The organism is Streptomyces fuscigenes, assembly GCF_021556455.1.
GTDB classification, from domain to species: Bacteria; Actinomycetota; Actinomycetes; order Streptomycetales; family Streptomycetaceae; genus Streptomyces; species Streptomyces fuscigenes.
Genome location: NZ_JAKGCV010000186.1, coordinates 1 through 10,651 on the forward strand (window position 1 = coordinate 1; position 10,651 = coordinate 10,651).

The following is a 10,651-nucleotide window of genomic DNA, read 5'->3' on the forward strand; positions in this document are numbered from 1 at the left end:
CGGCGGCCTGCGGGGCGGCGGGCGCTGCCGGGGCGGCGGGCTGGGCGGGAGCCGGCGCGGCGGAGGCCGCGGGCTGCGTGGTCTTGTCCGCCGAGCCGTTGCCCCCCGGCTTGTAATCGGCGAAGAAGTCCCACCAGGCACGGTCGACGGAGTTCGGGTCCTGGAGGTACTGCTGGTAGATCTCGTCGACAAGCCACTCATTGGGGCCGAAGGCAGCAGCAGGGTTGGCACCCTGCCCGTCTTGGCCGTCGGCAGAGATGCTCGCGTTACTGGTGGACTGAGACGACACGGCGTGAACCGCCCTCTTCCGCTTCACAAGGTGATGGACAGCGGAAATCAAGGCTACGCCTACCGGGGTGCCAGGTGCAGGCCGGACGGGTCATCGTCGCGCACGTCACATCCGTTGAGGTGTTTCAGCGCGCGATTTGGCGGGAATCCATCATGTTTTGCCAGGCCACGGTCGTACGCCCAGCCGAACGGTCAGGGGTGTCGCGGCCCTGACGCGGGAGGCGGTCGGCGCGGCCGTCCTGAACAGGTGGTACCCACCTGAGGGCATACGCCAACCACCCCAACCGGCATTTTTCGGGCCCGGATCCCAAGAGGCGGCCCGGGGGAGCCGGCGGGCACCTGTCGGCGCCCGCCGCGCCCCGGCCGCAGAGCGCGTCAACCCCGCTGGCGGGGGACTCCCGGAAGGGTGACCCGTATCCGGCAGCCGCGGGCGGATTCGGCCACGCCTATCCGGCCGCCGTGCAGGTCCACGGCCCACCGCGCGATCGCGAGGCCGAGACCCGTACCGCCGTCGTTGCCGCCGCCCTGGCCGCCGCCGGAGGTGATGCGCCCCCGGTTGAAGCGCTCGAAGACCCGGCTGCGCTCCTCCTCCGGGATGCCCGGGCCCTCGTCCCGCACCTCCAGGTCCAGCGACTCGGGGGACCCGCCCCGCCGCGCCCGGACGGTGACCCGGCCGTGCGGCGGGCTGTGCTTGACCGCGTTGTCGATGAGATTCGCCACGACCTGGTGCAGCCGCTCGGCGTCCGCGTACGCCGTCAGCTCGGGCGGCGAGACGTCCAGATGAAGATGCACGTCCGTACGCGTGTGCAGCCCGCTCCCGCTGCTCAGGCCGCGCTGCGCCGCCGCGAGATTGGCCTCCTTCAGCACCCCGGAGAGGTAGGGCCAGACCTCGAAGCGCGACGCCTTCAGCGGCACCACGCCGTTGTCGATGCGCGACAGGTCGAGCAGCGTCTCCACGAGCCGCCCGAGGCGCTCGGTCTGGCTGAGGGCCGTGCGCATCGTCTCCGGGTCCGCCGCGGAGACGCCGTCCACGACGTTCTCCAGGACGGCCCGCAGTGCGGCGATGGGCGTGCGCAACTCGTGCGAGACGTTCGCGACCAGCTCTTTCCTGTGCCGGTCCACGTCCTCCAGATCGTCCGCCATGCGGTTGATCGTGGAGGCGAGGTCGCCCAGCTCGTCGCGCCGGTCCGCCCCGCTCACCCGGCGGGTGTACTCGCCGTGCGAGATGCCCTTGGCGACCGTGTTCATCTCGTCCAGGGGAGCGGTGAGGCCGTGCGCGACGAACTGGGTGATCAGCAGCGTCGCGATCACCGAGAAGACGGTGATGAACCGCAGCTCGGTCTTCGTCCGCAGGGCCACCATGAGCAGCCCCGTCGTGATGAAGACCGACACGACGACCAGCGTGCCGAGCTTCGCCTTGATGGAGAAGGCCCGCACGGCCCACCGCTCGTCGCGCCCGGAGCCGCCCCGTCCGCCGTCGCGCGGGGTCCTGCGCCCGCCGTCCCCCGGCCGGCCCGCCCGGTTCATGGCGCCGGGGTCTCCAGGGCGTAGCCGACGCCGTGGACGGTGCGGATGCGCTCCGCGCCGATCTTGCGGCGCAGGGCCTTGATGTGGCTGTCCACGGTCCGTGTGCCGGACGCGTCCGCCCAGTCCCACACCTCGGCGAGCAGCTGCTCGCGGGAGAGGACCGCGCGGGGCGTGTTCGCGAGGCACACCAGCAGGTCGAACTCCGTCGGCGTCAGGTGCACGTCGTCGCCGCGCACGCGCACCCGGCGCTGCGCGTGGTCGATCTCCAGCTCGCCGAGCCGGAGGATGCCGCTGCGCGGCGTCACGGCCGCGAGCGCCGCCCGCTCCACGCGGCGCAGCAGCACGTGCACGCGCGCCGCCAGCTCCCGCATGGAGAACGGCTTGGTCATGTAGTCGTCCGCGCCGACGCCGAGCCCGACCAGCATGTCCGTCTCGTCGTCGCGAGCCGTCAGCATCAGTACGGGGACCGGCCGCTGCGCCTGGACCCGCCGGCACACCTCAAGCCCGTCGAACCCCGGCAGCATCACGTCGAGAACCATCAGGTCCGGCTGCCACGCCTCGGCCGCGTCGACGGCGGCGGGCCCGTCGACCGCGGTCTGCACGAGGAAGCCCTCGGCCCGCAGACGGGCCGCGATCGCGTCGACGATCGTCGCGTCGTCCTCGACGACGAGGACCCGGCGCTGGGCGCCCGGCGTGGCCGCCACTCCGTTGTGGCTGGTTTGTGTCTGCTCCATCGCCCGCCCCTGGTACGCGTTCTCCGCGCTCCGTATGCCCTCGATCCGCCGATCTACGTCCGCACATGCCTGGGGGGTGGCGCAGATCGTCGAATCCTGTATTTCGTGGAGCAGCGTAGAGGTACGGGCGCCCTTTCGGCTACGCAGTGCGAACAGCGAGATGGACGACGTCCGGCGCGCCCCGGGCAACCCCCACCTCTTCGGCCCTTACCCCGGTGAATCCGGCATTCCGCAACGCATCGGCAAAGGTCGCGGAGGGTTGGGCGGACCAGACCGCGAGGACACCGGAGGGGTTCAACAGCGCCTGACAGGCGGCGAGTCCTTCCTCTGTGTAGAGATTTTGGTTGCTCTCGGTGACGGTCCAGCCGGGTCCGTTGTCGATGTCCAGACACAGTGCGTCATACCGGTCCGAGGTGGTACTCAGGTACTCGATCAGGTCGGTGTGCAGAATCACAGTTCTCGGGTCGACGAGCGCCGCCTTGGAGATCCGCGCGAGCGGTCCCGCGTGGTGCCAGTCGATGACCGCCTGCTCGCGCTCGACCACCGCGATCCGGCCCCAGCGCGGGTCCGCGACGGCGTGCGCGAGCGAGAATCCGACACCCAGCCCCCCGATCAGGACCGAGGGCAGCATCGCCTGCCGATCCTCGGGCAGCGCGTGCAGCGCCGCCTCGACCAGCAGCCGCTCGGAACGCCCGTCGGACGTGTCCATCAGGAACGTGCCGTTCTCGATGATCTCCAGCACGTCCTGGCCGTCGCCCTCGGCGGGCCGCCGGCGCAGCACGATCTCCCCGTGGGGCCCGTCGCGCCGGTCCAGCGTGACGGGTGTTCCCGGTGCGCTGCCCCGGGTGGTGTCCGGATCGGGCACGTCGGCACTCCTGTCTCTCGTGTCCTGGTGCGTGTCTTGGCGGTCCCGGCCCTCGTCGGCCATTGGTCGGCCGTTCTGTCCGGTTCTGGTCCGCTCTGTGTTCCGGCCCGGTCGGGTCCCCCGCCGCCGAAGCTCGCGGGGACCTCGCCGTCCCGGGGTCGGGCCCCGGGCGGGCCCATCCTCGCAGCGTACGGAGGCGGCGCGGACGAGCCCGCGTGCGCCGGTCCAGCGGTGCACGCGGGCAGGGTGCCGGTGCTCACCGCTCCCGCCTGCCCCCGGCGGCCCGACGCACGCCCGCCACCGGCCGGCGTCCGCGCGTCCCGTGCCCGTGTCCGGAATGCGCGGACCGGGTGCGGCGTTCCCGCCCTACCGGGCCCGTGCGGAGGGACTCCGTCCCCGCGTGCGCCACTCGGCGGAGGCATCTCGGCCCGTAATCGCGGAATCGCAGGTCGGGTCGGGTGCTCGTGGGGGCCGGTAGGCCGGGCCAGGGCGCGGGCGTGATCGCTCACGGCGAACACCCGAAGCGCCGGGAACAACGGGCCGCTCATAAGCATTGAGTCCACATAGCTCAACTTGATTGCCGAAGGGGAGATCATGGCTGTAATTTCCACACCGCTCACGCTTCCCGTGCTGCCGCTCGACGACGAGGTCGTGCTCCCCGGCATGGTGGTGCCTCTGGACCTGTCCGACTCCGAAGTCCGCGCCGCCGTCGAGGCCGCCCAGGCCGCAGCACGTTCGGACGGGGCCGGTGCGGGAAAGCCGCAGGTGCTGCTCGTGCCGCGCATCGACGGCTCGTACGCGTCGATCGGCGTGCTCGGCACGGTCGAGCAGGTGGGCCGGCTCTCGGACGGGGACCCCGGCGCGCTCATCCGCGGCCGCGGACGGGTGAAGGTCGGTGCCGCGACGAGCGGTCCCGGCGCCGCCCTGTGGATCGAGGGCATCAGCGTCGACGAGACGGTGCCCGACCCGCTGCCCGGTTCCGTGTCGGAGCTCGTTAAGGAGTACAAGGCCCTCGCGACCGACTGGCTGAAGAAGCGCGGCGCCTGGCAGGTCGTGGACCGCGTCCAGCAGATCGAGGACGTGTCCGCGCTCGCCGACAACTCCGGCTACTCGCCGTACCTGTCCACCGCCCAGAAGGTGGAGCTGCTGGAGACGACCGACCCGGTCGCCCGGCTGAAGATGGCCACGCTGCAGCTGCGCGAGCACCTCGCCGAGCAGGACGTGGCCGAGTCCATCGCCAAGGACGTCCAGGAGGGCGTCGACAAGCAGCAGCGCGAGTTCCTGTTGCGGCGCCAGCTGGAGGCCGTGCGCAAGGAGCTGCGCGACCTCAACGGCGGCGGTGAGGACGACGAGTCCGACGACTACCGCTCGCGCGTCGAGGCGGCCGACCTCCCGGAGAAGGTCCGCGAGGCCGCCCTCAAGGAGGTCGAGAAGCTCGAGCGCTCCAGCGACCAGAGCCCCGAGGGCTCCTGGATCCGCACCTGGCTCGACACCGTCCTCGAACTCCCGTGGAACGAGCGGACCGAGGACGCCTACGACATCCGGGGCGCGCAGGAGGTCCTGGACGCCGAGCACGCGGGCCTCCAGGACGTGAAGGAGCGGATCGTCGAGTACCTGGCGGTGCGCAAGCGCCGCGACGACCGGGGACTCGGCGTGGTCGGAGGCCGCCGCGGCGGCGCCGTGCTGGCCCTCGTCGGCCCGCCCGGTGTCGGCAAGACGTCCCTCGGCGAGTCCGTGGCGCACGCCATGGGCCGCAAGTTCGTCCGCGTCGCCCTCGGCGGCGTCCGCGACGAGGCGGAGATCCGCGGCCACCGGCGTACGTACGTCGGCGCGCTGCCGGGCCGCATCGTGCGCGCCGTCAAGGAGGCCGGGTCGATGAACCCGGTGGTCCTGCTGGACGAGATCGACAAGGTCGGCTCCGACTTCCGGGGCGACCCGGCGGCGGCGCTGCTCGAGGTCCTCGACCCCGCGCAGAACCACACGTTCCGCGACCACTACCTGGAGGTCGAGCTCGACCTCTCCGACGTGGTGTTCCTGGCCACGGCCAACGTGCTCGAAGCCATTCCGGAGGCCCTGCTCGACCGCATGGAGCTGGTCACCCTCGACGGCTACACGGAGGACGAGAAGGTTGTCATCGCCCGCGACCACCTGCTGCCCCGGCAGCTGGAGCGCGCGGGACTGGAGTCCGGCGAGGTCACGATCGGCGACGACGCCCTGCGCAAGCTCGCGGGGGAGTACACCCGCGAGGCGGGCGTGCGGAACCTGGAGCGTTCCATCGCGCGGCTGCTGCGCAAGGTCGCGGCGGAGCACGAGCTCGGGGAGCGCGAGCTGCCGTTCGCGCTCGGCGCGGAGCACCTGCGCAAGCTGATCGGCAGGCCGCACCACGTGCCCGAGTCCGCGACCGACCCGGCCGAGCGCCGCACGGCGGTCCCGGGCGTGGCGACGGGCCTCGCGGTGACCGGCGCCGGCGGCGACGTGCTCTTCGTGGAGGCGTCGCTGGCCGACCCGGAGACGGGTGGCGCGGGCCTGACCCTGACCGGTCAGCTCGGCGACGTCATGAAGGAGTCGGCGCAGATCGCCCTCTCGTACCTGCGTTCGCACGGTGCGGAGTTCGAACTGCCCGTCGGCGACCTCAAGGACCGGGGTGTGCACATCCACTTCCCGGCCGGCGCGGTCCCGAAGGACGGTCCGAGCGCGGGCATCACGATGACGACGGCCCTCGCGTCGCTGCTCAGCGGCCGCCAGGTCCGTACGGACGTCGCGATGACCGGCGAGGTCTCCCTCACCGGCCGGGTCCTGCCCATCGGCGGCCTGAAGCAGAAGCTGCTGGCCGCGCACCGCGCGGGCGTCACGACCGTCGTGATCCCCAAGCGGAACGAGGCGGACCTGGACGACGTGCCCGCCGAGGTCCTGGAGAAGCTGGAGGTCCACCCGGTCACGGACGTCCGCCAGGTCCTGGAGATCGCGCTGTCGCCCGCCGAGGTCCCGGTCTCGGCCGCCGCCTGACGCGGGGCCCCGCGAGGGGCGCCGCCACGGCAGAACGCCACCGCCCGGAAGCATCGCTTCCGGGCGGTGGCGTGTGCGTGTGCGGTGTGTGCCGGCGCCTGCGGCGTCGTGGAGCGCGCCGCCGCGCCGCCCGGAGCGCGTCCCCCGGGCCGCCCGGAGCCCGTCGCGGGCGGTCCGGGCGGGCGCCGGAGCGCTCGGCGGCCCCGAGGGACTCTCCCGGCGGCCCGGCTCCTCAGTCCGAGGGTGCCGGGCCACCGGCCGGAGACGCGAGGTCGGGGTGGAACTCGTAGCGCAGCTCGTAGAGATGTCCCGCCTTGGTCATCACCGTGGCCTCGACGGGCCGCTCTCCCGCCGCCGACGCGGCGTACGCCACCCGCAGGGTGCGGAGCACCGGCAGGTCGCCGGGCAGGCGCAGGGCCTCGTACTGCTCCTGCGTCGGAACGCGGGCCGTGACGAGATCCACGCACCGCACGATCCGCAGGCCCAGTTCGGCGAGCAGGGCGGGTGATCCGCCCTTGACGCGCTGCCGCTGTGCGAGGGCGGTGCCCCGCGCCACCTCGGGCGGGTAGTACGTGTGCACGAGTTCCACCGGTTCACCGTCGACCGTCAGCACCTGGCTGCGGTGTATCGCGGTGTCCCCCGCGGCCAGCCGGAGCGCCGCCGCGACGTCAGCCGGCGGAACGACCTCGCCGACGGTCAGCAGCCTGCTTCTCCACGCGCGCCCCGCGTGCCCCTCGGGAAGCCAGGGGTACGGCTCGCCGTCGGACCTCGGTGCCGTCGAGGCGGCCGGCCTGACCGTCTGCTGACGGTGCTCCCGGACGGTCACGGCGCTGCCGGCCCGACCCACGACGAGGCGTTCGTCCTTGAGGAGCTGGAGTGCCTTCTGGATCGTGGCGTTCGAAGCGGCGAACTGCTCCTTGAGCCGGGCGGTCGACGGCAGCTTCACTCCCGGCGCCAGGTCGCCCGTCATGATCCTGTCGCGCAGGTCGGCCGCGATGCGCTCGTGCAGCGAGCGCCCGTCGCGGTGTCCGTCGTCAGTCGTGGGCACGGTCAGCCGATCCGATCCGGGTCTCGTAGCGGAGTCGTTGCAGGTGGGCGGGCATGGTCATGAGATCCGCCTGGATCCGGGAGTCCTGGGCGTCGAAGGTGACGCGTGCGACGGTCAGGACGGGTTGTTCGGCCGCCAGACCGAGCAGGGACTGCTCCGGACGAGTCGGCAGCCTCGCCGTCACGTCCTCGACCACGCGGGCACCCGCGAACCCCAGTTCCGCCAGCAGGCGGGCCGCGCCGCCGCGGATCCGGGCCGTCGAGGCGAGAGCTGTGCCCCGGGCGACGCGCACCGGATAGTACGTGTCCGTCAGCTCGCTCGGTTCGTCCTCACGCAGCATCAGGCGCCTGCGCGCCACGACGACGTCGCCGGCGGCCACGCCCAGGAGCTCCGCCACCTCGACCGATGCGGGCACCTCGCCGGCGTGCAGGATCCGTTGACCGCCCCGTACCCCCCGGGCCGCGAGCTCGGCGCTCCAGGCGTCGGGCGCTCCCTCGTCCGGCGGCCTCACGTACGCCGCTGAACTGCTGGTCCAGTCCTCGCCCGCCATGGCACCCTCCAGGGCCGCTGATCTCCGCCGCCTTCTGCCTACACGTTAAGTGACGCCCCGGGAAGACCTTCAACCTTGCTGCATTTCGCGAAAGGCATTAACGTTCGGCGGTATCGGCGGTATCGGCGGTATTCGACGACCTGAGCAAGGCGGTGGTGCCCTGTGGTCCTCTCGCGGCTACGACTTTTCCCCCGGACGCGACGCTCCGTTCCCGCCGCGCGCGATTTCGCCGTCGGGACGATGTCCCTGTGGGGCATCGACGACCGTCTGGACGATCTGAGGCTCGGAGTCTCCGAACTCGCCGCCAACGCGGTTCTCCACGGCGCCCCGCCCGGTCGGCACTTCTGCGTACGGATGAGCAGGGAAGGGGCGCTGATCCGGGTCGGGGTGCGGGACAGCGGGGACGGCACGCCCCTCGCCGCACGGCCCGACGGCGATGCCTGCTCCGGACGCGGCCTGTGGCTGGCGAGCGCCGTTGCGGACGACTGCGGCGTCGTCGCGCACCGGGTCGGCAAGACGGTGTGGCTGGCCTTCGAGGTCGGGAACGCCGAGGGAGCGCCGGTTGCGCTGCCCCGCCCGTCCGTGGCGCGTGCGGACGGGGGCGAGCGCCCGCTCGGGTCCGCGGGGCCGGGCCGCTTCGAGCCCTGAGGGTGTGCCGCGGGCCCATGGCGGCTGTCCCTGGCGGCGCCCCGGGGCCCCGCGAGGGGCGCCGCCACGGCAGAACGCCACCGCCCGGAAGCATCGCTTCCGGGCGGTGGCGTGTGCGGTCCGGGCGGCCGGTGGCGTCAGCCGTTGGCCAGTGCCTTCAGCCGGTCCATGGCGCCGTTGAACTTGTCGTGGTCGCCGACCGCCGGCCCCGTCGACGTGTACTGCCAGATGGTGTGGAAGCCCCAGCCCTTCGGCAGCGTGCCGGGCGAGGTGTCGTAGCGGGCCACCCACAGCGGGTTCGTGGTCGCGAAGCCCGCGTAGTCGCCGGTGCAGTCCTTCCACCACGTGGTGGCGGTGTAGATGACCGCGTCCCGGCCCGTGCGCGCCTTGTAGGTCTTCGTGAAGTCCTTGATCCACGAGACCATCGCCGACTTCGAGAGTCCGTAGCAGGACGCGCCGTACGGGTTCCACTCGATGTCCAGGACGCCCGGCAGCGTCTTGCCGTCCTTCGACCAGGCGCCGCCGTGGTCGGCGAAGTAGCCGGCCTGGTTGGCGCCGCTGGAGACGTCCGGGGCGGCGAAGTGGTACGAGCCGCGGATCAGGCCCGCGTTGTAGGAGCCCGTGTACTGCTGGTTGAAGGAGGTGCTCTTGTAGTAGTTGCCCTCCGTCGCCTTCACGTAGGCCCACTTCACGCCCGTCTTGGCGAGCGACCCCCAGTCCACGCTGCCCTGGTGGCTGGAGACGTCCACGCCTTCCGTCTGGGTGACGGCGGCGCTGCGGCGCGCGAGGGGCCGGGGGCCCTGCCCGTCGTGCGCGAGCACGCCCATGCCCATGTACGCGGAACCGCGGGCGGGCATGGCGTCCGCGGGCGGCACGGCGGCCGGGCGGATCGGTACGGGGGAGACGTCGGCGCTGGCGACGCCGGGCAGGGTGAGGGGGAGGGCGAAGGTGGCCAGGAGAGCCGCGCCCGCCGCGTACAGGGTGCGGCGGCTGCTGCTCTTTCCGTGTCTCTGCACGGGCATTGCGTGCCTCCGAAAAGCGTCGTGGGGGGATCCGGTGCCGTAGCCGTGGCCGTATCGACATATAGCCAAAAAGGACACGTCACCGTGAAACGCTACGTACGGGACAAGCGGGCCGCGGGACGCCACGCTGCTGCTGATGGACCAAACCTGCGAAAATACGGAGAGCTGCGGCAATGGCCGTGGCTTTGGGACCCACAAGAGCGGGAAAGCGCGCGATGGCTGCTGACGTGCACGGTAGCGGTACGGAGAACGGTCCGGCCCCGGCGGGCGAGCCCGCGGCCACGTCCGAATTCCTCGATCTCGAACGGGAACTGGCCGTCTTCCTCCGCCGCGCCAGGGCCAATTCGGGCGAGATGGCCCGCGAGGTGCACCCGGATCTGGAGCCCTCCGCATACGGCCTGCTCGTCCGCCTCGAGGACGTCGGCGCGCAGCGCGCCACCGAGCTCTCCGCGTACTTCGGGGTCGGCAAGGCGACCATGAGCCGGCAGCTGCGCACCCTCCAGGAGATCGGCCTCATCGCGCGCGAGCCCGACCCGGCCGACGGCCGCGCCTCGCTGGTGCGCATCACCGACGAGGGGCTGGCGCGCTTCCGCCGCGTCCGGGATGCCCGCAGGGGCCGCTACGTGCAGAAACTCGCCGACTGGGACCGCGGCGAGATCGCCGAACTCGCCCGTCTCCTGCACCAGCTCAACTCCCGTTTCGCGAGCTGAGCCGCCCGCCGCGACGCCCCCCCCGCCGCCCCCGCGCCACCTCCGGCACCCCTCGGCGCGCCCCGGGGCGCGGGGGCGGCCCGGGGCCGGATGCGGGTACCTCGAACGAGTGAGGGGGCCCTTCGTGCGTGCGGGTGAGGGGCGGGGCTCAAACCTCCTCAACGGGTGACACCCTCGGCCCCGCGCCGCGGGGGCACGCCCCGCGCTCGCGAGGGCCCGGTCCCCCGCCCGGCCCCGGTCGTCCGCTCAGCCG

Annotated in this window: 10 protein-coding genes; 3 read left to right on the forward strand and 7 right to left on the reverse strand. The window is 72.6% G+C overall.

Features of this window, described 5'->3' with window-relative positions; all coding sequences use genetic code 11:
* The 4 genes from L1885_RS16265 to L1885_RS16280 all read right to left on the reverse strand — a co-directional run.
* Window positions 1-289 (reverse strand): 2-oxoglutarate dehydrogenase E1 subunit family protein (locus L1885_RS16265; protein ID WP_235797835.1); only part of this gene is annotated, 289 nt, incomplete at its 3' end.
* Between the two features lie 374 nt (window positions 290-663).
* The gene (locus tag L1885_RS16270; RefSeq protein WP_235797843.1) at window positions 664-1,725 is read right to left on the reverse strand and encodes a HAMP domain-containing sensor histidine kinase; all 1,062 of its coding nucleotides are present in this window, start codon (window positions 1,723-1,725) and stop codon (window positions 664-666) included.
* An 86-nt stretch (window positions 1,726-1,811) separates the two neighbouring features.
* Window positions 1,812-2,549, reverse strand: coding sequence for a response regulator transcription factor (locus L1885_RS16275; RefSeq protein WP_235797836.1), 738 nt, complete (start codon window positions 2,547-2,549; stop codon window positions 1,812-1,814).
* Between the two features lie 139 nt (window positions 2,550-2,688).
* A complete protein-coding gene (locus tag L1885_RS16280) occupies window positions 2,689-3,414 on the reverse strand; it encodes a spermidine synthase family protein (RefSeq protein ID WP_235797837.1) in 726 nt (241 codons plus the stop codon).
* Window positions 3,415-4,008: 594 nt separating this feature from the next.
* On the opposite strand from L1885_RS16280, the gene lon reads away from it, so the two are divergent.
* On the forward strand, window positions 4,009-6,420 hold the full coding sequence (gene lon, locus L1885_RS16285) for an endopeptidase La (RefSeq protein ID WP_235797838.1): 2,412 nt from the start codon (window positions 4,009-4,011) through the stop codon (window positions 6,418-6,420).
* A gap of 232 nt (window positions 6,421-6,652) precedes the next feature.
* Here the strand turns inward: lon and L1885_RS16290 are convergent, their stop codons facing one another.
* Together L1885_RS16290 and L1885_RS16295 are read right to left on the reverse strand one after the other, a co-directional pair.
* Window positions 6,653-7,474 (reverse strand): GntR family transcriptional regulator, encoded by an 822-nt coding sequence (locus L1885_RS16290; protein ID WP_268984153.1) that lies wholly within the window; start codon window positions 7,472-7,474, stop codon window positions 6,653-6,655.
* Complete coding sequence (locus L1885_RS16295) at window positions 7,455-8,018, reverse strand: UTRA domain-containing protein (RefSeq protein WP_235797840.1); 564 nt, start codon at window positions 8,016-8,018, stop codon at window positions 7,455-7,457. Before L1885_RS16295 ends, L1885_RS16290 begins: the two co-directional genes overlap by 20 nt.
* Window positions 8,019-8,180: 162 nt before the next feature.
* On the opposite strand from L1885_RS16295, the gene L1885_RS16300 reads away from it, so the two are divergent.
* The gene (locus tag L1885_RS16300; RefSeq protein ID WP_308117334.1) at window positions 8,181-8,666 is read left to right on the forward strand and encodes an ATP-binding protein; all 486 of its coding nucleotides are present in this window, start codon (window positions 8,181-8,183) and stop codon (window positions 8,664-8,666) included.
* A gap of 137 nt (window positions 8,667-8,803) precedes the next feature.
* Here L1885_RS16300 and L1885_RS16305 read toward each other — a convergent pair whose 3' ends face one another.
* The gene (locus L1885_RS16305) at window positions 8,804-9,688 is read right to left on the reverse strand and encodes a lysozyme (RefSeq protein WP_235797841.1); all 885 of its coding nucleotides are present in this window, start codon (window positions 9,686-9,688) and stop codon (window positions 8,804-8,806) included.
* A gap of 215 nt (window positions 9,689-9,903) precedes the next feature.
* Between L1885_RS16305 and L1885_RS16310 the strand changes: the two genes are divergently transcribed.
* Window positions 9,904-10,398, forward strand: a complete 495-nt coding sequence (locus L1885_RS16310; RefSeq protein ID WP_235797842.1) for a MarR family winged helix-turn-helix transcriptional regulator — start codon at window positions 9,904-9,906, stop codon at window positions 10,396-10,398.
* Window positions 10,399-10,651: the final 253 nt, after the last annotated feature.

Excerpts from the sequence above, each read along its gene's own strand:
- L1885_RS16295 (WP_235797840.1), bottom strand. The coding sequence starts at position 8,018 with ATGGCGGGCGAGGACTGGACCAGCAGTTCAGCGGCGTACGTGAGGCCG.
- L1885_RS16310 (WP_235797842.1), top strand. The coding sequence starts at position 9,904 with ATGGCTGCTGACGTGCACGGTAGCGGTACGGAGAACGGTCCGGCCCCG.
- L1885_RS16305 (WP_235797841.1), bottom strand. The coding sequence starts at position 9,688 with ATGCCCGTGCAGAGACACGGAAAGAGCAGCAGCCGCCGCACCCTGTAC.
- L1885_RS16275 (WP_235797836.1), bottom strand. The coding sequence starts at position 2,549 with ATGGAGCAGACACAAACCAGCCACAACGGAGTGGCGGCCACGCCGGGC.
- lon (WP_235797838.1), top strand. The coding sequence starts at position 4,009 with ATGGCTGTAATTTCCACACCGCTCACGCTTCCCGTGCTGCCGCTCGAC.